18 protein-coding genes are annotated in these 23,946 nt (G+C 41.1%); 5 read left to right on the top strand and 13 right to left on the bottom strand.

Annotation, left to right across the window (positions count from 1 at the left end; translation table 11 throughout):
• Nucleotides 1-89 precede the first annotated feature (89 nt).
• The 3 genes from BFI01S_RS07890 to BFI01S_RS07880 all read left to right on the top strand — a co-directional run bounded on the left by BFI01S_RS07890 (nt 90) and on the right by BFI01S_RS07880 (nt 4,894).
• Complete coding sequence (locus BFI01S_RS07890; protein ID WP_061792119.1) at nt 90-2,549, top strand: N-acetylmuramoyl-L-alanine amidase family protein; 2,460 nt, start codon at nt 90-92, stop codon at nt 2,547-2,549.
• A 132-nt stretch (nt 2,550-2,681) separates the two neighbouring features.
• On the top strand, nt 2,682-3,365 hold the full coding sequence (locus tag BFI01S_RS07885; RefSeq protein WP_061792118.1) for an SH3 domain-containing protein: 684 nt from the start codon (nt 2,682-2,684) through the stop codon (nt 3,363-3,365).
• A 2-nt stretch (nt 3,366-3,367) separates the two neighbouring features.
• Complete coding sequence (locus tag BFI01S_RS07880; RefSeq protein WP_061792117.1) at nt 3,368-4,894, top strand: SpoIID/LytB domain-containing protein; 1,527 nt, start codon at nt 3,368-3,370, stop codon at nt 4,892-4,894.
• 23 nt (nt 4,895-4,917) lie between these two features.
• Here the strand turns inward: BFI01S_RS07880 and BFI01S_RS07875 are convergent, their stop codons facing one another.
• From BFI01S_RS07875 to BFI01S_RS07815, 13 genes are all read right to left on the bottom strand, one after another.
• A complete protein-coding gene (locus BFI01S_RS07875) occupies nt 4,918-6,162 on the bottom strand; it encodes a glycosyltransferase family 4 protein (protein ID WP_061792116.1) in 1,245 nt (414 codons plus the stop codon).
• Between the two features lie 13 nt (nt 6,163-6,175).
• Entirely contained in the window at nt 6,176-7,039 is an 864-nt protein-coding gene (gene galU / locus BFI01S_RS07870; protein WP_061792115.1) for a UTP--glucose-1-phosphate uridylyltransferase GalU, read from the bottom strand.
• A complete protein-coding gene (locus BFI01S_RS07865; protein ID WP_061792114.1) occupies nt 7,036-8,118 on the bottom strand; it encodes a glycosyltransferase in 1,083 nt (360 codons plus the stop codon). Before BFI01S_RS07865 ends, galU begins: the two co-directional genes overlap by 4 nt.
• The gene (locus BFI01S_RS07860; RefSeq protein WP_061792113.1) at nt 8,115-9,227 is read right to left on the bottom strand and encodes a glycosyltransferase; all 1,113 of its coding nucleotides are present in this window, start codon (nt 9,225-9,227) and stop codon (nt 8,115-8,117) included. Before BFI01S_RS07860 ends, BFI01S_RS07865 begins: the two co-directional genes overlap by 4 nt.
• A gap of 11 nt (nt 9,228-9,238) precedes the next feature.
• A complete protein-coding gene (locus BFI01S_RS07855) occupies nt 9,239-10,618 on the bottom strand; it encodes an O-antigen polymerase (RefSeq protein ID WP_061792112.1) in 1,380 nt (459 codons plus the stop codon).
• Between the two features lie 12 nt (nt 10,619-10,630).
• A complete protein-coding gene (wecB, locus tag BFI01S_RS07850; protein WP_061792111.1) occupies nt 10,631-11,689 on the bottom strand; it encodes a non-hydrolyzing UDP-N-acetylglucosamine 2-epimerase in 1,059 nt (352 codons plus the stop codon).
• Nucleotides 11,690-11,734: 45 nt separating this feature from the next.
• Nucleotides 11,735-13,174 (bottom strand): lipopolysaccharide biosynthesis protein, encoded by a 1,440-nt coding sequence (locus BFI01S_RS07845; RefSeq protein ID WP_061792110.1) that lies wholly within the window; start codon nt 13,172-13,174, stop codon nt 11,735-11,737.
• Nucleotides 13,175-13,906, bottom strand: a complete 732-nt coding sequence (locus tag BFI01S_RS07840) for an acyltransferase (protein WP_061792109.1) — start codon at nt 13,904-13,906, stop codon at nt 13,175-13,177.
• Nucleotides 13,907-13,931: 25 nt separating this feature from the next.
• Nucleotides 13,932-15,245: a nucleotide sugar dehydrogenase gene (locus tag BFI01S_RS07835; protein ID WP_061792108.1), complete on the bottom strand. Its 1,314-nt coding sequence runs from the start codon at nt 15,243-15,245 to the stop codon at nt 13,932-13,934.
• Nucleotides 15,246-15,258: 13 nt separating this feature from the next.
• On the bottom strand, nt 15,259-16,272 hold the full coding sequence (locus BFI01S_RS07830) for a Gfo/Idh/MocA family protein (protein ID WP_061792107.1): 1,014 nt from the start codon (nt 16,270-16,272) through the stop codon (nt 15,259-15,261).
• Nucleotides 16,265-17,002 carry a GumC domain-containing protein gene (locus BFI01S_RS07825; protein WP_061792106.1) on the bottom strand — a complete coding sequence of 246 codons (738 nt, stop codon included), beginning with the start codon at nt 17,000-17,002 and terminating at the stop codon, nt 16,265-16,267. Before BFI01S_RS07825 ends, BFI01S_RS07830 begins: the two co-directional genes overlap by 8 nt.
• 65 nt (nt 17,003-17,067) lie before the next feature.
• Nucleotides 17,068-18,180 carry a DegT/DnrJ/EryC1/StrS family aminotransferase gene (locus tag BFI01S_RS07820; RefSeq protein ID WP_061792105.1) on the bottom strand — a complete coding sequence of 371 codons (1,113 nt, stop codon included), beginning with the start codon at nt 18,178-18,180 and terminating at the stop codon, nt 17,068-17,070.
• A 268-nt stretch (nt 18,181-18,448) separates the two neighbouring features.
• Nucleotides 18,449-19,519, bottom strand: a complete 1,071-nt coding sequence (locus BFI01S_RS07815) for a glycosyltransferase family 4 protein (protein WP_061792104.1) — start codon at nt 19,517-19,519, stop codon at nt 18,449-18,451.
• A gap of 343 nt (nt 19,520-19,862) precedes the next feature.
• Here BFI01S_RS07815 and secA2 point away from each other — a divergent pair, with 343 nt between their 5' ends.
• Both secA2 and BFI01S_RS07805 read left to right on the top strand, forming a co-directional pair.
• The gene (secA2, locus tag BFI01S_RS07810; RefSeq protein ID WP_061792103.1) at nt 19,863-22,232 is read left to right on the top strand and encodes an accessory Sec system translocase SecA2; all 2,370 of its coding nucleotides are present in this window, start codon (nt 19,863-19,865) and stop codon (nt 22,230-22,232) included.
• Nucleotides 22,233-22,252: 20 nt separating this feature from the next.
• Complete coding sequence (locus BFI01S_RS07805) at nt 22,253-23,143, top strand: accessory Sec system S-layer assembly protein (protein WP_061792102.1); 891 nt, start codon at nt 22,253-22,255, stop codon at nt 23,141-23,143.
• Nucleotides 23,144-23,946: the final 803 nt, after the last annotated feature.

The raw sequence follows: 23,946 nt of genomic DNA, 5'->3' as shown, positions 1-23,946 counted from the left end.
ACTATTCTTGCTTTTAACGGGTTGGAAAATTTGACAATTTTCGCTAGAATAGGTAAAGAACTCAAAAATATGTCGATGGAGGGAAAAATATGAAAAAATTTCTGGCATCTTCGGTTCTTGCTACTGCTGCTTTGTTCCCTGTCCTCGTGAATGCGGAAGAGCTAGATCTTCCTGCCAATATGCTTGTAGGCCAAAAGGTTGAGATCAGGTCAGGAGCGACTACATCTTATCCGCTGGTTACATCCCTATCAACCGGTAAAACAGTCACCGTCATCGATGAATTCACCAATTCATCCGGAGAACTTTGGTACCGGGTAGATATGGGCACGAATAAAGGATGGGGATTAGCATCCAGTTTTACAGAGCAGACCACTGGCAATTCCGGGATACAGATCGGAAAGCAGGCTGCCATAACCGGAGATAATGTCAACGTCCGCAAAGGAGCTACTACTTCCTATGAAGCTATTGCAAAACTATCAAAAGGAACTTCAGTTAAAGTGATTGATAGTTTTAAAAATAGCAGCGGTGAACTTTGGTACCGGATTGAATCAGGTACTATAAAAGGATGGATTATAGAAGACTATCTGAAAGCAGATGCAGAAGTCAAACCTCCTACGCCTGCAAAAGAAACCAAAACGGTTCAGATTGACAAAGCACCTGTCCGCAAAGGGGCAACCGACTCTTATAGCATTGTTACATATGTAAATAAGAATCAAGCTGTGACGATTATTGATACGTTTAAAAATGCGAATGGCGAGGTTTGGTATCGTGCCGACTTAGGATCTGTTCTGGGATGGATTAAGGAAAGTGCATTTAAGGCAGGATCTTTGCCGCCTGCACCTGAAACTCCGGATCTTCCTGCAATCGGAAGCTATGTCTATAGCCAGGTAAATTCATTGGATGTCCGAAGAGGAGCCACTTCTTCTTATCAATCCGTCGGGAAATTGTCACTAAATCAAAAGGTAAAAGTACTCGACCACTTTGTTCCATCAAGCGGCGAAGCATGGCTGCGGGTACAAGTAAACTCAAGCCTTGCCGGCTGGATCCCTGCTGATAGTGCCAGTGCCAATCAGACTATTAACACAAAACTATATGTAAGTGTTGATGTCGCCAACATGCGCAGCGGCCCTTCCTTAAGCCACTCAGTTATCGGCCAGGCTTCAAAAGGCGCTGAGCTGACTGCCTCTGAAACAGCTAAGGATTCAACAGGAGATTTGTGGTATAAAGTAAAAACATCTTCTGGCAATATCGCTTGGGTACATGAAACGGTTGTCTCAAAACAGCCTTCTGTATCCATTGGCACAACCATGCTGATCGGCACCATGAATGCTGCTTTATACGCTGGAGCTTCATATGATTATAAAATCAGTGAGAGACTTTCATATAACAGCAAAGTATCAGTTCTTGGCGAATTCACCAACTCTCTTGGGCAGCGCTGGATCCGCATAAAAAGTGCATCCGGGAAAACGGGATGGACTCCAGAATATGAGCTTGTTACATCACAGAATGTTTTTAAGTATGTTTTTGCTAAAAAAGGGGCGGTCATCCGCAAAGGAGCAGGAACGAACTATGGAGTCAGCGCGTATCTAGCCGAAAGCGAGTCATTGAAAATTCTTCGCAAACTGAATGGCTGGCTGAATGTTGAAAATGCTAAAGGAACGCGGGGATGGGTTTTAGAAACACAAACAACGACTGTATCTGCTAAGAGACTAAGCTCTCCTGCCTATTCCACAGTCAATGGAGAGAGCTATTTAACATGGATTAAACCCAGCAGCTTTGCAGTCTCTTATACTACATTGTCTGCAAACCGCTTAAAGATAACAGGTGCTATGACCGATGTGGAACTGCCTAAAGGCAGCATCAAAGGCATTAAGTCCATTGAAACTTTTGCATCCGGTTCACAAAAATCTGTCGTTCTTACGTTCGAACCAGGGTATTCATTTACTTTAAGAGATTACTCAAATAAGGTTTCAGTGAAGATTGTTCCATTAGGATTATTAGGAAAGAAAATTGTGGTGGATGCAGGGCATGGCGGACATGATGCAGGAGCTGTAGGACCTACAGGATTAAGAGAGAAAGATGTTAATCTCGGTACAGCACTCTTACTTAAATCAGAGCTTGAAAAATACGGGGCTACTGTAATCCTTACTAGAAGTACTGATGTTTTTCTTGAACTTGCAGAAAGAACGGCCATTGCGAACAGCTCTACTGCAGACGCATTTATCAGCATCCATGGGGATTCCTTCTCCTCAACATCAAAAGGAACAACAACCTATTACAATTCAACGGTTAACTTTAATGGTCCCAGAAGTGAAACAATGGGAACTGCGATTCAAAAAAATATGATCTCTTCTATGAATACTTATAACAGAGGAGTAAAAGAACAGAACTTCTATGTAAATAGAATGAATCAGCTTCCAAGTGTTCTGGTTGAACTTGCATTTATTTCAAATCCAAAAGAGGAAGCTCTTCTCAAAACGACAGCTTTCCGTCAAAAAGCTGCTGTTGGCATTTCCAAAGGGTTAGAGGAATATTTTAACAAATTTTAAATAAATAGATTCTATTTCCTTTATTTTTACAATCTGTTAATCTACTTATGTTCAAAATTGGGTATATATTTTACTATGTACCCAATTTATTTTTGCATTAAACCTTTATATAAAATTTCAGGGGGAAAACCAATGAGCCGTACAAAGAAATTGATCGCTGCAGGAGCCTTAACTCTTGGAATAGGAACAGGAGCAGCATTATTCACTCCTCATGCAATCAATGCATCCAGTAACGTGGTTCTGGCAAGTGTAGATTGGGTTACTTCACAGCTGAATCCGATGAAAAGCAAGATTACAGAACTAGAATCAAAGATAGCTTCCCAGCAGCAGGAAATTAATAGTCTGAAAAGTCAAATTGGCAATCCAACCACCCCGCCTGCAGAAGGACAGCTTCCTTCTGTTGTCTATGTGACCAAAAGCTCAGTAAATATCCATTCCGGAGCTTCAACTGATTATAAAGTCGTTGCGACTAAAGCGATTGGATCAAACTTGAAAGTAATTGATTCTTTTAAAGCTTCAACTGGACTATGGTACCGGGTGGAATTGTCGGCTGCTTTAAAGGGCTGGGTATTCTCAGGCAATGTATCGATAGATAAACCATCAACTGCAGCACCTACTCAGGTTATTACAACCGGCGATGTTCACTTGCGTAAAGGTGCCACTACTTCGTACGGCGTCATTCAAACACTGCCAAAAGGAACGGTCTTAAAATATATTTCGACTTTTGTAAACTCTAAGGGAGAAACCTGGTATAATGTCCAAACTTCTGCTGGAGTAAAAGGCTGGGTATTCGGCGGTCTTAGTGAGGTGAGATAGTTTTGAAAAAGATCATCTCACTCTTCAGCTTCCTTTTATTGCTCATATCCCTGCCTGCTTTCACACAGGCAGCCGAACCTAAGCAGTATAGCAATGAAGTAAACGTGTCTGTGTATTTAAAATCAAGTTTAACTATTACGTTAAATGGAACTTATCAGCTAGTTAATAAAGATAGCGGCACCAAAACGGTTGTACCGCAAAACACTGTCCTAACCGTAAGCAAGGACAGCTCCGGTGTCTCTGTCAGCTATAATGGCTTCAGCCAGAAATCTGCCAAAGGATTTGATTTACAAGAAATAACCGGCACCTCCAAGCTGGCAGTCTTTACAGCAGATACTCCATTAAGAAGGGGTGCAACTTCTTCATACGAAATCATTAAGACATTTAAAGCTGGAGAAAGCGCCAATTACCTTGACTCTTTTACAAATTCCCAAGGACAAGTATGGTATAAAGTATCTTCTGGAAGTTTATCAGGATGGGTTTTATCGACAACAGTGAGACTCTCCGAAGTAAGCTCGCTATCCACAGCCAAGGTAAGCAATGGCACAACATACCGGGGCAGCTTCTTTCTGAAACCAAATGGATCGCAAGTTGAGGTCATCAACGTTCTGGATATGGAAGATTACTTAAAAGGTGTTGTTCCAAATGAGATGCCTGCTTCCTGGCCGAAAGAAGCCTTAAAGGCTCAAGCGATTGCAGCAAGAAGCTATGCTGCCAACACGATGATGCTTACAAGCACAGCTGCAAGCCAGGTTTACAAAGGCTATTCAGGGGAAGATTCCAGGGCCAATACCGCTATTCAGGAAACAGCCGGATTAGTGGCCAAATATAATGGAAAGCCTATCCAGACCTTTTTCTTCTCAACCAGCGGCGGCAGAACAGCCAATGTAGGTGACGTATGGAACTCCAACCAGTCTTATTATCCTTATCTCGTTTCGGTTGATGATCCATATGAGTCCTCCCCATACACCAGCTGGAGTGAAACATTTTCTTCCGCACAGCTGCTGAAAAACTTTGGTTTTTCAGATACATCTGCCGTCATTTATGATTTGACTCTATCGAAAACGGGAGCAAATGGAGAGGTTCGCGGGGTTACCATTAAAACATCTGCCGGCGATAAAACTGTAACAGGCAACGAGTCTGTCATCAGAAAGCTTTTCCCGCTTCCTAATTCAAATGTCTATAACCAGCTGTATTCAAACTGGTTTGATGCGGTGCTGAATGGCTCTGCATCCGGATTAAGCGTCCAAACAGCAAGCGGTACGGCAAACATCAGTGATATGAAAGGCCAGACTGTACAGACAGCAAACGGCCAAGTAACACTCTCAGACTCAAAAGTTTCCATTCAAACTGCAAGCGGCATCGTGACCAATGAAGGTTCAGGCATCACTTCTGTTACTTTGAACGGAAAAGGCTGGGGACACCGAATTGGCATGAGCCAATATGGAGCAAAAGGATTTGCAGAAAAAGGATGGAAAGCCGAACAGATTATTACCCACTATTTCAAAGGAACTACAGTTTCAAAATAGAACAAGCAAAAGAGCCAATTCACCTAGGAATTGGCTCTTTTTTCGTTATTCTGCTCTCCCAAATGGAAAAGGATATCGTCAACGATGCTTTTCCAGGAGTATTGATCAATAGCCAGCTTACGGCCATTTTCTCTCATGGTCTGATAATCCGCATCACTTATACTCATTAATTCTGAAATTGCGGCCGCAATGCCTTCCGGGTTTTCAGGCGGAGCAATCTTTCCGCAATGATACTCTTCCAGAATGGCTGCACTCTCTCCGTCTCCACAATAAAGAACAGGCACTCCAGAAGAAATGGCAGGAAATATTTTAGAAGGTCTCGCACCTTTGAAAAGTTCGATATTTCTTAAAGAAACAATGCTGTAATCCGCAGCTGCAAACATATCCGGCATCGCTGAGACAGGCACAGAACCATAGAAGGTTACATTATCCAGCTGCAGTTCTTCTTTTAAGCTCAGAAGCTTTTCCCGCTCCTGGCCATCGCCGACAAACAGAAAATGGGCATCCGGCTGCTTGTCCTTTAAAAGAGCAGCGGCTCTCAGTACAGAATCAAGACCCTGGGCATAACCAAGATTTCCGGCATACATAAAAACTTTTTTGCCTTCGATGCCTACTTCTCTCAACAGCTCAGTGTTTTTCGGCTGGGGAGCAAATGTATCTGTGTTGACCCCGTTAGGAAGAAGAAACACATCTTCCGCATTCTTTCCTTTGCGGACCATGTAGTCTTTAATCCCTTCCGTGGCAGTTGCAATTTTCCATGACTTCTTATAAAGAAACATCTCAAGGCGTTCAGCCAGGCGGATAAAGGATTTATTTTTCAGAATTCCAAGCTCTACAGCTGATTCCGGCCAAATATCTGCAACATTGAATACAAACTTTGCCCTTTTCATTTTAGCCCCTAAATACCCTGTAATGCCAAGGAATAGCGGAGGAGAATTACAGATGATTACATCTGCAGGCTTTGATTTCAGAATCGAGAAAAAAGCACTGAACGTAAAAGAAAAATAGGAAGCAAGCCTTTTCCAGAAACTTCCCTTTGGAGATGGATAAATCCATGAACGGTGCACAGGAATTCCATCCCAGTTTTCAAACATATAGAAGCGTCCCTTATATTCCTCTGGAATGATGCCATGAGGATGATGCGGGAAAGCTGTGATGACTTCCACCTGATGCCCTCTGCTGATAAGCTCTTTACTTACTTCGTAAACACGAATCTGAGGAGCTCCAGTTTCAGGGGGAAAATGCTGACACAAGTAAATCACTCTCATTTTCCCATCTCCATTACTTAACATTTAGTTCCTTTAAATAAGCTGACAGCTTATCTTTAAGGTCAGGGCGCTTTAATGCAAAATCGATTGATGCCTGCAGGAATCCGAATTTGTCTCCGACATCATAGCGGTTTCCCTGAATAATGTATGAGTAGATGGATTCCTTATCAAGCAGACTGTCAATTGCATCTGTAAGCTGAATTTCACCCTTTTTATCCGGCTGGACATCCTCAAGCATATCAAAAATAGCTGGTGTAAGGATGTATCTGCCTACGATTGCCTGTGTTGATGGAGCTTCTTCAACTGCAGGCTTCTCAACCAGGCTATGAACTTTAAAAAGGTCGCCAGTGTTTTCGGAATAATTTACAATACCGTACTTATATACCTCAGAGCGCGGTACTTCATTGCATCCCAGGATGCTGGACTGTACCTTTGTGTATTGATTTATCATTTGTTTAAGAGCTGGAACTTCACTGTCGACGATATCATCGCCTAACAGAACAGCAAAGGGCTCATTACCGATGAATTTCTTTGCACAAAGAACGGCATGCCCAAGGCCAAGCGGCTCTTTCTGCCTTACATAATGGATATCAACGAGGTTTGAAATGTTCTCCACAACTTCAAGCATTTCATGTTTGCCCGTTCTCTCCAAAAGCATTTCCAGTTCAACAGATTTATCAAAATGATCTTCAATCGCTCTTTTGCTTCTGCCAGTTACAATAATGATATCTTCAATTCCCGACTCAACTGCTTCTTCAATGATATATTGAATGGTCGGTTTATCGACGATAGGCAGCATTTCCTTAGGCTGTGCCTTAGTAGCAGGCAAAAATCTGGTTCCAAGCCCGGCTGCCGGTATTACTGCTTTTTTAATCATGATTTCATCCCCTTGTTCAAGGTTTGCTCATATAAATCGAGCATGCCATTTGCGTTATCCGTCCAGTTGTAATTAGCCTTTACATGTTCGATTCCCGCGTGTCCCATTTCTATGCTTTTTTCTTTGTTGTCTGCTAAGTGCAGCATCGCTTTTGCAAGCTCTTCCGGGTTCTCTTTCGGCACAACAAAACCGGTTTTCCCTTCAAGCACCACTTCAGGAAGTCCGCCGACATTTGACACAACTGCCGGCACGCCGCAGGCCATTGATTCAACCGCAGCTACACCGAAACTCTCGCTGTCTTCAGTTGAAGGAACTCCAAATACGTCCATTTTATTAATGTATTCCGGGACTTTATCATTTGGCACCCGTCCGGTAAACTCGGTCACATGATCGATTCCCAGGTCTCTAGTCAGCTGCTCATACTCTGCCCGCTGCGGTCCGTCCCCGACAATGAGAAGCTCAGAATTGCTCTTTTCCTTATAAATCCTGGCAAAGGCTTTAATTAAATCACCAATGCCATATTTATCTGAAAGTGCCTTAACAGTCCCAAACGTAACTTTTCCCTCAGTCTTAAATTCCGGCATCGGCCTGAACTTATCCATATCCACGCCAAAAGGTGTAACATACACTTTTTTATCTGTATACTTGTTTGTTTCTTTAGCCATGATATGACTTGTTGAACAAATAACGTCTGCTTTAGAAAGGGTATATTCAACAATTTTCCTGTTCACGCCGCCCTGCTGGGGAAATTGAAAAATATCTCTTCCCCAAACAGACACATAAAAAGGTTTGTAATTGGCTAATGCACCGACAAATCCATAGCTTGATACATAATGTGCGTGAAGAATGTCAGGCTGAAAGCTCTTAAGTACCTTTTTCAAAGCGAAAACACTCGAAATATACGACAATTTCCCGGGTAATAGCTTTGGAAGGGTAATGGTGTCGATGTCCTTGGCATTTTCTGCTGAAAAGTGGTCTGAGAATGTAACAACCTTAACATCAATTCCCTTATTTTTATAAAATAAAGCCCATTTATGGGTGTGTATCGATCTGCTTGGAGCAAGTATTAGTACTTTCATAGTTCCTCCTTTAACAAGGCACTCTTTACCTTCTTGACTCTTGCAAGCCAGGAATGCTTATCGGCAAAAGTCTGCTTGATGTTGTGACGGTATATTTGTGTATTACCCGTCATTTCTTCAATTGCTTTAGCCATATCATCTGCCTGGTCTGCACAAATTAACCCATAGCCATCCGTTTCAATGATATCTCTTTGTGCCTCACAAAATGTGGCAATGACAGGCAGCTCATTGGATAGATACTCCACCAGCTTTACTGGTACGGAAAAATCATTATATGTGCTTCTATATCGCGGGATGAAGGCAAAATCCATTTCACGGTATAATTCGTTTAATGCTTCCCCGCTCAAATGCTTAACCGTCACGTTCAGCTCCTCAAGACGATTTCTTTTGTCAGAAGGAAGGCCGGCCAACTCCTCTTCACGGCAGACAACAGTCAAATCACAGATTCTATGGTCTTTGTTAGCCAGCTCTAAAGCATCCAGCAGCAAAAATAAACCATAGTCTTCGTTGTTTATCCCGCCAACATATATTCCATGAGCAGCCGCACTGTTTTTTTCTTTTTTGATGATGTTCTTTGCATTACCGCCGGGAGGCAGAGCCATTTTCTTCTTATTAATGTCAACATACTCGCCCATTGCATCGCTTGGAAGGAAAATAACATCGCAATACTTCTCGTAAAAGCTTTCTTCCATTCGATAAACAGTTTTCATGATTGTCTTTTTTAGACCTTTTAAAGGATAAAGCTCATCAAATTTCCAATAAACATCCCGATAAAATACACCGACAGGCACATTTTTCTGTTTTAAAAATTTCATGACCTTCAGGTCGATCAATGGCTTTTTGGGAATATGCCCTTTATCTGTCAGCCAAAAAGGAATTGTCTGGTTCTCCATATAACAGAACCAAATATCTTCAAGCTTCCCTTCACTTTTCCAGGTGTTAAAAAGCTCCTCCCTTGCGGCTGAAGAACCTGACAGCAGAAGAATTTCTGCATCATTTTCCTTCCCCCAGCTCAAGAAAGCCTGATGCATCTCTTTTGGTCTTAGCTTGGATCCGCTATTCGCATTTTTGGCTATTTCAAAAGGATAATACAGCAATACTTTTTTCATGGAATTTCTCCTTAAACTTCATTTCCAGACTTTTTCTTTTGCCATAAAACAGTAAAGTGAAGTCGGAGTCTGATAAATAGTAAGATCCCCACAAACAAACCTGTCATCAGCACCCAGATTGGATTGAATAAAAAGTCTGCAAAGCCACCAACCAAGGTTCTTGGAATATTAATGGTAAAGTAAATAAACAAACATAAAAACACAGGATTTTTAGGGAGTCTTACAAAAACGATATATAAAATCTGCACTAATGCAGCAATATAAATCGTGCTGACAACGACGCCCAGGTACCCAAAGTTCGCATATGCTTCAGCAATATAAAGAGTGTTCAGCACTCCAGCTGTGCCAGCTTCAACCTTTTCAGGGAAGACCGTTTCCATTACAACCCTTGCGGAGCGGACATGATCCATATCAAATAAATCCGTAATGATTGGCAGGCTCTTCCCATTTAAAAACGGCAGTAAACTGCCATATAAATCAAAATGCAGGAAAGTCGGCGCAATTTGAGCAAAAATCAATCTGCCAACAGGACCGGAATTATAGGACAAATAAGAACCAATATCCGTCACACCCTGAATCACAATATACATGGAAACAAGAGCAGCAGCACCCAGCATCCCCCATAAAACCAGGCGTCTTACATTAAACCTGATCACACCTATATATAGGCTCAGCAGCAGAAACATAATCAAATAGAAAAAGACTGGTGATTTAGCCAAATCGTAAATATTAATTAAAATAGCACCTGCAAATAGAGACAGATACAATAGCTTCCACTTCACCTGCCCGGTCCTGACAGCATAGACGTAAGCAATCAGGGACAGCAGCGGGGTCAAAGCAATCGCGAAAATATTACGTATCAAAACATTACCGCCAAATTCCCTTTGGGCCATGATCCTTAATTCTCCAGGGGAATACTCACTGTTCCCCAAAGCAACTTCCAGAATAGGAATGACAGGTGCTTTCCAAAGCGTATAAAGAATGGACAACATAGAAATGCCTGACAGCATAAGGAATATAAGAAAAAATTCATTCTTCTCTTTAAAAGGCAATGAAATATCTTTTGAAAGATACTCATTGAATTCCTCTTTGGCATCAAAATTGCTTAGCTTTGTGATTAACATCATGACCAATGGGAATAAAATCATCACCAGACAGATAATATAAAAACCTTTTTGCCTGCTTTCCTCAAAATACAGTCGGTTAATCATATAGTAATCATCCACTCCCATTCCAATCAGCAAAGTGCCGATAAAGCTGGAAATGAGAAATGAATAATAAAATATGATTGAAATCATATTTGGCTTTAAAAGGGAGAGGCTTCCGCCAGCCTGTTTAAAAAGGTAAATGGAAGCCGTTAAAACAATACACCAAATTAAAAGATAGAGCATAGCTTAGCCGCCTTATCTGTTATCTATTAGAGATACAATTTTCTCCGCTGCTTTTCCATCTCCAAAAACTTCCTTATAAGATGGATTTACTTCTTTATTTACAGCATCCAATAGCTGCTTTACATCTGTACCAACCAGGATGTTTGCATCTTCTTCAAGCGTTTCAACCCACTCCGTCTGTTCGCGTACTGTTACACAAGGGACTTTCATGAAATATGCTTCTTTTTGGACACCGCCGGAATCCGTAATGATTTTCTTCGCATTTGCTTCCAATGTCAGCATGTCCAAATAACCTACTGGATCAATAACCTTCAGGTTAGGAACATCGCTTAAGCTTAGGCCGTACCCTTCCAGCTTATGCTTGGTACGCGGATGAATGGGCCATACTTTTACATCTTCAATTTTTGAGAAAGCATCCAGGATATTTTTCATATTCCCGATATCGTCCGTATTTTCAGCTCTGTGGATCGTGATGAGATGGTAGCCTTTTTCAGTTAACTCATTCTCGCTAAGAATGGAGGATTTCTCAGCTGCCAGCCCTTTATTGTACAGAACTGCATCATACATAACATCCCCAATATTGAAGACATTGTATGTGATGTTTTCGTTTTTCAGATTCTCCACTGCTGTATCAGTCGGGCAGAACAGGAACTCTGAGACATGGTCAGTCATAATGCGGTTAATTTCTTCCGGCATTTTCTTGTTGAAGCTTCGTAATCCCGCTTCAATATGTATGACCGGAATATGCAGCTTGGAAGCAACTAAAGACCCTGCCAATGTGGAATTCGTATCCCCATACACCAATAGGTAATCAGGTTTTTCTTCCAGTACAATTTCTTCTATTTTCGCAAGCATCTCGCCAGTCTGCTTGCCATGATTTCCAGATCCAACATTCAAATGATAGTCAGGCTTTGGAATGTTCAATTCTTCAAAAAAGATATCAGACATATTTGCATCATAATGCTGTCCTGTATGAACAATTAACTCCTGATGATTTTCACGCAAAACCCGTGAAAGAGGAGCGGCTTTGATAAATTGAGGCCTGGCGCCTAATACTGTTAGAATTTTCATTATTCATCCTCCTATGGAGTTCTCTTCTATTTAGCATTTCCAATTCTATTCATTCAATGATTTTTCAGTTTGAAATGATCTTCTTTTGAAATCTTTGTCAACCCGGCTGATTCCAATGATTAGAAGCATATAAAGCCAGGCAAAAGCGATATATAAGTAGGTGAGCTCATGTTCCTGAACATAAATAATACTGATAACTGCAGCAGTCATATTTACAAATAAAAATGCCATTTTCCCAAATGACACCGGAACATAGTATGCTTGCTGGCTTTTTCTGAATATGAATACAATGGCAGTCATATAAGCAATCAAATAAGCCGCTACGGCACCCCAGATAGAGAACACCGGAATAAGTGTAATGTTTAAGACTGTATTAATCACGGCCACAATGCCAAACGTTATGGAGATAACCCCGGTTTTCTTTGTGAAAAATAAACCGGCAGAAATAATCAGGTAGTAAAAATTCAGAAACGTGGCTGCCGATATCAATGCAACGTATTGATATGCATTGTAATAGTCTTTTCCAAGAATACCAATAATGAAAGGCATAACCGTTGCAATAGCCATGATTCCAAAAATCCCCATCAGGAGAAGTCCCATATAAATTTTTGAAAAGAGCAAAGGGCTATTTTCTTTATCTTTAATGGACATGGAATAAGGACGCCAAGCCATTTGTACTCCGCTTGTCAGCAAAGTGATGACGGTAGCAAGCTTGGTGGCAGCTCCATAAATCCCTACTTCTTCTGTGGAATGAAAAGCCTGCAGAAAGAAAACACTGGCATTGGCAATTACCCAAAAGGCAAGGGATGCCGGCACAAGCGGGGCTGCATACTTTACCAATTCCTTCAGCGACGGAAAGGAAATCTTGGGTTTTAAATATTTAAAGCTGGATGAAAGCAGAAGCAAGAAGATAATGGCACTGCTCACAATTCTTCCAAGCAGGATTCCTTCTGGTGTCTGAACAAAATATTTTAGGAACAGGTAAGATAATATCGCAACCAGCAGCATTTTCCCTACTGTGAAAATCACGACTTTTTTGGTTTTAAAGTCAAAGCGGAGCACCATCAGCACTACAACTAGAATGGTATCCAGAAAAAGTACCCCAATACTGATATATAAGAGCCGTACATACCCTGAATCGCCAAAAAGCAGCTCAGAAATATAAGGGCCAGCTGCAAGTACAATGAGTCCCAGCAAAGCTACAATAAAGATCCTGAAATACATGACGTTACGGACATGCTCCAGCTTTTTGCCTTCATCCTTTGTTTCAAAGTAGTAGAAAGACAATGCAGAATCAGTGCCGAAAATGATTAAAAACGTCAGCATGGCTGTCCATTTATCAATAATGTCAAGCACTCCATATTCGGCAGGAGGCAGATAGTTTGTATAAATAGGCAGCATGATAAAAGCGATTAATTTTGTTCCGACATTCATAAATGCGTAAAGGAGCGAATCCGCTCCTAAACGCTTAAATTGGGCGAGCACCTATAACAGCTCCCGCTCGTCAACATCCTTGACGTACTTAGCGGGTACACCCTTTACTAATGTTTTCGCCCCGGTATTTTTTGTAACAAGAGCACCTGCAGCTACAAATGTTTCTTCTTCAATCGTGATTCCTGGCAGGATAATGGACGCACCGCCAACGCGGGCACCTTTCTTAACGATTGCACCCTTGATTTTGTCAAAGCGCTCTTCCGTTCTGCCCATGAAGTTATCATTTGTAGTTGTTACACATGGCGCAATGAAAACTTGCTCTTCCAATGTCGTATAAGCAGTAATATAAGAATTGGACTGAATCTTTGTGCGGTCGCCAATGGTCACGTAGTTTTCTACTGTAACACCGCGTCCGACAATGACATAGTTTCCGATTTCCACGTTTTCTCTGACACTCGCAAGATCAGCAATCAAAGTGGAAGAGCCGATTTTAGCACCGCGATAGATGACACAGTTCGCACCAATCGTTACATCCTCTCCCACTTCAAGCGCAGGAATAGAGTCTGATAATTTTACAGTGCTCGTCTTGGCCGGTTTTGGCGGTTTCCCCACGACAGCACCATCAGCGATGGTTGTATTGTCGCCAATAACAGTGCCTTCATGAATGGTAACGCGATTTCCAATGATAACGTTTTTGCCAAGTTTTACGTCTTTTTCTATAACGGAATAGTACCCAACTTTTACAGATGAATCGGTTTGTACTGTAGGATCAATAAAATTCATAAGAATCTCCCTTTACCTTTAGAAATTATAGTTTAACGTACTTGTTTGGCTTTTCAACATCTTTCATTGCATTACGTGTATCGAAGATGACTTTGCTTTCTTCAGCAATCATCTTATAGTCAAAGTCTGAGTGGTCTGTTGTAACAAGAACAAGATCAGAATCATTAAGCAGCTGCTTTGAAAGCTCAACTGTTTCCACTTTTGCACCGCATGATTTGAATGAAGTTACATAAGGGTCAACTACCGTATAGTCAGCTCCATGCTGTTCTAACAGTTCAACAATTTTAAGGACTGGAGATTCACGGACATCATCAATGTCCTTTTTGTATGCCACACCAAGAATGGTTATTTTAGCTCCGCGAAGGGCTTTGCCGTCTTCATTCAGGATTTGCATAGCACGGTTGATTACGTACTCAGGCATACTGTTATTGATTTCTCCGGAAAGCTCAATCAGTCTTGTGTGATAATTGTACTCACGCGCTTTCCATGTTAAGTAGAATGGATCAATTGGGATACAGTGTCCGCCAAGGCCAGGGCCAGGATAGAAGGCCATGAAACCATATGGTTTTGTTTTGGCAGCATCAATTACTTCCCATACATCAATGCCCATTTTTTCACAAAGGATCGCCATTTCGTTGGCAAGAGCAATATTGATATGTCTGAATGTATTTTCAAAAATCTTTTCCATTTCCGCAATAGCTGGAGAGGATACTTCGAATACATCTCCTTCAAGTACATTGCGATAAAGTGCAGAAGCTACTTTTGTACAGTTTTCAGTAATACCGCCAACTACTTTAGGCGTATTTTTGGTTTTGAATTGCTTATTGCCCGGGTCCACACGTTCTGGAGAGTAGGCAATGAATACTGATTCTCCTACTGTAAGGCCTTTGCTTTCAAGAGCAGGCTTTACAATTTCCTCAGTTGTTCCAGGGTATGTTGTTGATTCCAATACAACGAGCATTCCTTCATGCGCATACTTGGCAATTTCGTTAGAAGAGCTTTCAACATATGAAGTATCCGGCTGCTGGTAAATATCAAGCGGTGTTGGCACACAAATCGCCACTGCATCAACTTCCTGAATTTTAGCGTAGTCTGTTGTTGCTTCCAATCTGCCGTCCTTAATCATATCGGCAAGATCCTGATCCACAACATCCCCAATATAGTTAATCCCCATATTAACTTGCTCTACACGGGCAGCCTGTACATCAAAGCCAATTACTTTATATCCCGCTTTTGCTTTTTCTACAGCAAGAGGAAGACCAACATAGCCCAATCCTACTACACCAATAACTGCTTCTTTATTTTCGATTTTATTTATTAATGTCTGATATGCACTCATCTTGCATTCTCCTTTACTTTATAACGACTTTTTTCCCAGTTTCTGCTGATTCTAAAATTGACAGTATCAATTTTACAGGAGCTAAACCGTCTTCTCCAGTTACAATTGGGTTACGGTTTTCTTTCAATGCAAGTACCATGTCTTCAATAATGCATTGATGGCCTGGCTTGCCGAATGGATCTGCTTTAATTTCATCTTTAATTTTTTCTGCTTCTTCTTCCGCTACACCCTCGATATCCCATGTTTCAATGTAGTTTGCATTTCTGCCGGAGATTTTAACCGAAGCAGTTTCACCGAAAATCGCAAGAGATTCTTCAAGATTTTTCGGATAGATGGTAGTCGCTGCTTCAATTACGCCCAGCGCACCACTCTTGAATTGAACAACTGCTGCTGCAACGTCCTCAGTTTCGATTTTACGGAGGCGTGTCGCTGCCATCGCCTGGACAGACTCTACAGGCCCCATCAGCCATAGCATAAGATCAAGATCATGAATAGCCTGGTTCATAAGAACGCCGCCATCAAATTCTTTCGTGCCTCTCCATGCTGCCTGATCATAATATGCCTGATTGCGATTCCAGCGCACAGTTGCATTCGCATGGCTCAGCTTTCCGAATGAACCTTTATCCATTTCAGCCTTCAGCTTTTGGATAGCCGGACGGAACCGGTTAGGATGAACAACAGCAAGCTTTACGCCATTTTCACTGGCATATTGAATCATATCTTCAGCATCCTGAAGCTTTAATGACATCGGTTTTTCAACAATAATATGTCTTTTATGATCTGCAACAATCTTCGTTAGTGCTGCATGAAGTCCAGAAGGAACACAGATATTCACCACATGGATATCCGGATTTTCTTCCAGCATTGTATTTAGATCGGTATATTTCTTTACATTAGGCTTGTCAATCTCAAGTCTTGCCGGATTGTTATCGCAGATTGCATACAGGTTTGCATTTTCCGCCTTCTCAATTGCCTCGATATGCTTATTTGCGATATGTCCCATACCTACAATAGCAAAATTAATCATTGTAGTATCTCCTGCCTTCACTTAGATATTTCATTAATGCCAATAATACGACGGTTAGTACAAGTCCCAGGATTAGGCCGATGGCTGCGCCTTCTTTTAAGTAGCTTTTGCTTTTGGTTACATTTTCGGAAAGAGTTTTTGGTGCTTCTTTTTTAAAAAATTCTATATCACTTCTCATTCGGTGAGCTGTCGCGTCGGCTTCAGAGAGTTCCTTTTCTGTTTCGATCAATAAGTCAGTAAAATCTTCATATTGGTCCTGGCCTAAGCCTTTTTCTAATTCCTCATTATAGCTTGCGATTGCTTTTTGCAGAACTATTACACGTTTATCTAAAGAGTCAAGATAAACTTCTGAAGCCTCTATCCTGCCTTCGAAATTTTCAATTAAATCATCTTCATATTCTTCAGTAATTCTATCTAAGCTTTGTTCAACTTCATCTGCAGAGTTTCCTTTTTTCGTGAACTTAACTTGCTTAGAAGAAACAAAAATCTCTAGATTTTCTTCATCTGCAAATCTTGCTGCAATGTTATTTTCACGTGTTAGATCCGGTGATGTTACTCCCCCCGTATAAACCACAGCCTGTCCCGTATACGGCATATCCTTCTTCAAAAAATAAACCGCACCGCCAACAAGCAGCATCGTGATAATCGGAACAATTAAAAAATATTGCTTTCGTTTCCAGAAGTACATCAGGTATTCATATAGTACAAATCGTTTCTTTTCTTCTCTCATTCCAACACCAGCCCTTTGTAAGCATGTAAAGAAACGCCCCCAGTCCGGCGGCGTTTCCTGGATTTTTATTTACCGTAAAATTCTGCAATTTTCTCTACGACATACTCCTGCTGCTCTCTTTTCAGCTCAGGGAACATCGGCAGAGAAAGGGCTTCTTTAGCCGCTTTTTCAGTTATAGGAAGATCTCCTTCTTTGTAGCCCAGTTCCTGGAATACAGGCTGAACATGTAATGGAAGCGGGTAGTAAATCATTGTTGAAACCCCTTGCTCCTGAAGGTACTTCTGAAGCTCATCACGGTTTTCCACTCTTAGTGTGTACTGGTGGAATACATGATAATTCCCTTCTTTTTCAACAGGTGTTACAACATGGTCACCCACTTTTTCCTTTAGAAGGCTAGTGTATGTGTCCGCGTTCTTTCTGCGCATTTCGCTCCATGTATCCAGATGAGGGAATTTCACATTTAATACAGCAGCCTGAAGCTCATCCAGGCGGCTGTTATAGCCCAATACATGGTGGTAATATTTCGGTTTGCTTCCATGCACACGGATGACACGGCATTTTTCTGCTACGTCATCATTATCCGTAACAATCATGCCTCCATCTCCGTATGCTCCAAGATTCTTCGTTGGGAAGAAGCTGTAAGTTGCAGCTGTGCCAAGTTCTCCTACACTTTTTCCGTTATGTTTTGATCCAATTGCCTGTGCAGCATCTTCAACAATCGCAAGGTTATGCTTTTCAGCAATTTTCGCAATGCTTTCCATGTCAGCCATTTGGCCGTATAAATGTACAGGAATGATCGCTTTCGTCTTTTCAGTAATCGCCGCCTCGATTTTGGACGGATCAATATTAAATGTTACTGGGTCAATATCCACATAAACAGGCGTAGCACCAGCACGGGCGATTGCTCCGCCGGTAGCAAAGAATGTAAATGCAGTTGTGATTACTTCATCTCCAGGGCCAACTCCTAAAGCCTGAAGTGCAATATGTATGGCGTCGCTTCCGTTACCGCAGCCAATGCCATGATTAACATTACTATATTTCGCAACATCTGCTTCTAATTTTTTTACATTGTCCCCCAGGATAAATCTTGAAGAACTCATAACCCCATCAAGAACTTCCAATACTTCAGATTTTAATCCCTGGTACTGTTCACTGAGGTCAAGCATAGGTACTTTCATTAAGAATACCTCCAGAAATAAATAAAATTAAAATTCACAAGTTAGTTTACCACAACTTCTAATAATATAATGATGAAAATATGACAAAAAAAGTATAAGATATTACCTTTTTCGACATAAATTCTACATACAGAAGAACAGTGATTTTTCACCTTTTAAATTCTTGCATATTTTTTTGAAAAAGGGAAATAATAAGCGATAAAATTTCTTAAAAAAACCGTTTGCACCAAAAAATGCTACAAACGGTTTTTATTTTATAAAATTATTGTTACTTACCATATGAACGGTTGCCCGTCAGCTTTTTAAACAGAGTCAGCACCGGCTTATACTGAACATGTACAATGCCAATGATTTCAGCAAATACTTCTGTAACTACCAGCAGTCCGAAGATGATAAAGACAGATCCCCATAAAGTGGACTCTGACAGGATTACAGCACTGATACTGAACATAATCCCAAAGGCATATATCGCTAATACGGTATTCCTGTGGGAAAATCCAAGCGCAAGAAGCCTATGGTGCAAATGCGATTTATCAGGTGCCGATATCGGCTTTTTATTGACAATCCGCCTAATAATGGCAAATGTTGTGTCAAAGACCGGCACACCCAATATAATAATCGGCACAAGAAAGCTGAACAGGGTTACACTTTTATATAGCCCCAGCAGGGAAAGAATAGAGATTGAATATCCAAGGAACAGAGCCCCTGTGTCTCCCATGAATATTTTCGCCGGGTGGAAATTGTAAAATAAAAACCCGATAATACTTCCCAGCAAAATAACTGAAATCATTAAAATCAGCATTTTGCCATTTAATCCAGCCATGATGGCAATAGTTGCAATTCCAATAGCCGAAATTCCGGCTGAAAGACCATCCAGGCCATCAATCAGATTGATTGCATTGGTAATCGCCACAATCCAGAACACTGTTATGGGATAGCTCCACATGCCCAGCTCAAAGTTTCCAATATAAGGGATGGAGAGCAAATCGATTGTTAAACCGCTGGCAACAATTAAACCGGCCACAACTAATTGTCCGGCGAATTTCACCTTTGCGGATAATTCATATTTGTCATCCAGAATCCCGATTGCAACAATCAAAAGTGCACCAATGCTAATGGCTGTGACCTTTTGGTCGTATAACCCGCCCGCAAAATAACCGGCGACGACTCCGATGAAAATCGCAAGACCACCCAATCGGGGCATCACATTTTTATGAACCTTTCTGTGGTTCGGTTTATCAATCGCACCGATTTTTATGGCGAACTTTATGACAAGCGGCGTAATGACTAAGACAGTTACAAGAGATACTAGAAAAGCTATAGCAGCTTGAATATACATTCATCATCACCTTTTGCAGAGGTTAGTTTTATTGTTAGCTTAATCATGAATATCGTAACACATATCTTTAAATACGCAATGTTTTTTTAATTGGAAGGTATATTTCATACCTTTAAAGGAAAGAATATTAATTTGATTCGTATTCCCTCTATTCCCGATTTATCAGTTATTACTCCACCTTCCTTTCCACATAATAAACAGACGTGTCTATTTACAGGAAAGTTACAAAGACTATCCTATTATTCTACAATTATACTAGAAATTTCTTCCACTTCAACAAAAATATGCCCAATATGATATAATTCGACTAGGTCAATTTTTACTGGAAATAGAGGCGAAAAGTATGCTAACAAAGGTTAAAATGATGCTCAGTGATTCCACCCGCGAAATAAAAAGACTGTCGAAATTATCCGATGCAGTAAACAGCAGGGAAAAAGAGATCCAAAAGCTATCCGACGACGAACTAAGGCAAAAAACTGCCATGTTCATGGAAGATATTAAGCAGGGCAAATCACTTGAAGACATAAAGATAGAAGCATTCAGTGTTGTCAGAGAGGCAGCAAAACGTGTATTAGGACTTAGGCATTATGATGTTCAGCTGATTGGCGGTTTTGTTCTTCATGAAGGAAGCATTGCGGAAATGCAGACAGGTGAAGGGAAAACACTGGTGTCCACTCTTCCAAGCTACCTTCATGCTCTTGAAGGCAAAGGAGTTCATATCATTACTGCCAATGAATACCTGGCAAAACGTGATTTTGAGCAAATGGGAAGAGTACATGAATTCCTGGGGCTCAAAGTCGGTTTGAACATCTCGCAAATGTCTCCTGAAGAAAAGAAAGAAGCCTACTCTGCTCACATTACATATGGAACCGGTAATGAATTTGGCTTTGATTATCTCAGAGATAATATGGTTTATGACATCAATCAAAAAGTGCAAAGAAAGCTTCATTATGCCATCGTCGATGAAATCGACAGCATCTTAATTGATGAAGCCCGCACGCCGCTGATCATCGCCAATAAATCCAGTCTTGGGACAGAATTATTCTATATTACTGCCGACCTGATGAAATCATTTAAGCCCGATGCAGAATATGAATTCTACCCTGAAACCAAGCAGATTTATCTAAAAGATAAAGGCGCTTATAAGATTGAAGCAGCTTTTGGCATTGATAATTTATATGATGCCGAGCATCAGGATCTCCTTCATAATGTTATGCAGTCTTTACGGGCATATGTGGTAATGAAGAAGGATGTTGATTATATCGTAAAAGACGGGAAGATTATCCTAATAGATAAATTCACCGGAAGAATAATGGAAGGCAGAACCTTCAGTGAAGGCCTTCACCAGGCACTCGAAGCTAAGGAAGGCCTGGAGGTTACGGAAGAGAATGAAACACAGGCGACCATTACCATTCAAAATTATTTTCGGATGTACGGAAGCCTTGCCGGAATGACCGGGAGCGCAACCCCTTCCAAACAGGAATTTTCGGAAACGTATAATTTAAAAGTGGTAACCATTCCTACAAATAAACCAATACAGCGTTCAGACGAAGATGATTTAATCTTTAAAGATTACCGATCCAAGATTAATAGAATCATCAAAGAAGTTATAACTCTTCATGAATTGGGCAGACCTATTTTAATAGGAACAACTTCGATTGAACAGTCCGAAAAACTGTCTGATCAGCTTAAGAAACATAGCATTAAGCATCACATCCTAAATGCCAAGACTGAAGAAGATGAAGCGCGCATCATTTCCCTTGCAGGTCAAAAAGGCCAGGTCATGATTGCGACCAACATGGCTGGCCGGGGCACAGATATTCTGCTTGGCGAAGGCGTCAAAGAATTGGGCGGACTTCATATTATCGGAACAGAACGCCATGAAAGCATGAGAATTGATATGCAGCTGCGGGGACGTTCCGGAAGACAGGGGGACCCGGGCTCTTCCCAGTTCATTGTTTCTCTTGAGGATGATCTTTTTATCAACTATGATCCAGATGAAATGGAAAAATATCTGAAAAAGGTTAAAACGAATGAAGCGGGACTTATTCTATCTCCTGACCCAAATAAATTCGTGCGCCGCGTTCAGGAAACGGTTGAACACTCACACCATTCATCCAGAAGCCATCTGCTGAAACTGGATGATGTAATCGACCGCCAAAGCAAAGTCATCTATTCAATGAGAGACAGGCTATTAAAGGCTGAAGCGAGTGAGACATTCCCTGAAGTTACAAGCTATATTAAAAAATATCTTTTGCAGATCATCGATAAATACTGTATTGAAGACATCGCGAGCGGGGAATGGAGTCTAAATGGACTTTTAGAAGAGCTAAGCTTTGTATTTATTCAGTTTAATATCGGCCTGCATGATCTTCAGGACATTGAAAAAGAAGAGATAACTGATTTAGTCATGAAGGAATATGCAGAGCTTGAGAATCAGATTCTTTCCCTTCAGGAAGAGGAAGAGCTGGGCAGCCAGCTGCAGAGATTTATGCTTCAGCTGATTGACGCGAACTGGATTCAGCACCTGGAAGTCATGACGATCATTAAAGATGGCATCCACCTGCGAGGCTATGGACAGGAAGACCCTTACCGCCTTCTTGAAAACGAGGCACTAGCCGAATTCAATCGACTGATGTTCGAAATTGAATCAGGGATCAGCCTGCGATTTATCGAATATCTAAAAAGTCAATTCCAGGCTTCAGAAGAGTAACTCGAGGGGGAACTTAGAGAATGGCTTTATTTAAAAGAAAAGCAAAAAAAGAGAAAACACCTGAACAGGATCAGCAGCAAGAACTGCAGCAGAACGAAATTAATGCTGATCTGGATGATCTTGTAAAAACAACATTATCATTTCATCCTGACTGGGAGCTAACCAGCCAGGAGAAATATGTTTATCAATTCAAACACCAGCAGCTCCCTTTGCTTAAGCCGAACCAAATTGCCATAAACGGCATTAAACTCATTAATTTTGATGAAGGATTTGTGGTTGTCGCCATCTTAAGGAATACATTGCCTAAAGCCATACGTTTCGAGGCAGTAGATCTTCTTTTATTGGACGAAAATGGCCAGGCCATTGCGAAAAAGCAATTTGAGCTTGATGGCATGGATGAGCTTCCATCTATGACATCACGCCCATGGCGCTTTCTCTTTTCGTCAGAAGATAAGCTTGTTGATAAGATCCCTGAAGAAGGCTGGAAGATCGCTTTTGAATTGAAAAAATCAGCAGCTGTCCATCAGCTGGATCTTGAAGAAAGCTGGGAAAATCAGATTTCCCCAGCCCAAAAAGAACATCTGGAGAAAATGGTTTCTTCCTTGCCTGCTCTATCCCCTGGCGAAGTAAACTTCATGGGAATAGAAGCCAAGCATGGAAGTGAGGGAAACCTCGCTGTTACGGTTCTAATTCGAAACGGCAGCGAAAAAAACATCCAGCTGGAACAGATCCCTCTCATCGTAGAAGACGCTGCGGGAGATATCATCTGCCAGGGCGGTTTCAAGCTTGAGAAATTTGAAGTAAAAGCCAACACAAGCAAGCCATGGACTTTTATCTTTCCAAAAGAGCTTGTTCAAAAACAGCAGCCGGATTTATCCAAGTGGAAGGTTTATCCGCCTCAGAAAAAATAAGAATGAAATCCCCGTTCCGGAAGTGGAACGGGGATTTTGTATTTGAAAATCTATTTATTTGTGGAGTTGCAGAGAATTCGGGTGTTTTTCGTTATTGTGATACATTCTTATTGGAGTGTTAAGGGATTCTATTTGCAGAATTTGCCGGTCTATTTGCAATTTTATAATTCTATTTGCAGGGTGGCACAGTCTATTTGCAGGTTTTGGATTCTATTTGCATGATCGCACATTCTATTTGCAGTTCTTTGAATTCGAGTCACAATCTGCCTCTTTATCTGCAGAATGCCGATTTCTATTTGCGGGTTCCCTGGTCTATTTGCAATTTTATGATTCTATTTGCAAGATCGTTCAGTCTATTTGCAAGTTTTGGATTCCATTTGCAAGATCGCTCAGTCTATTTGCAGTTCCTTGAATTTCAGTCGCAATCTGCGTTTTTATCTGCAGAATGCCAATTTCTATTTGCGGGTTCCCTGCTCTATTTGCAATTTTATGATTCTATTTGCAAGATGGCTCAGTCTATTTGCAGGTTTTCGATTCTATTTGCAAGATCGCACAGTCTATTTGCAGTTCTTTGAATTTCAGTCGCAATCTGCCTCTTTATTTGCAGAATGCCGATTTCTATTTGCGGGTTCCCTGCTCTATTTGCAATTTTATGATTCTATTTGCAAGATCGTTCAGTCTATTTGCATGATCGCTCAGTCTATTTGCAGTTCTTTGAATTCGAGTCGCAGTCTGCCTCATTATCTGCAGAATGCCAAATCCTATTTGCGGGTTCCCAGCTCTATTTGCAAGTTTTCAATTCT

The organism is Cytobacillus firmus NBRC 15306, from assembly GCF_001591465.1.
GTDB lineage: Bacteria > Bacillota > Bacilli > Bacillales > Cytobacillaceae > Cytobacillus > Cytobacillus firmus.
The sequence above is the reverse complement of the archived record's forward strand: the minus strand, read 5'-3'. Positions and strand labels throughout refer to the sequence as shown.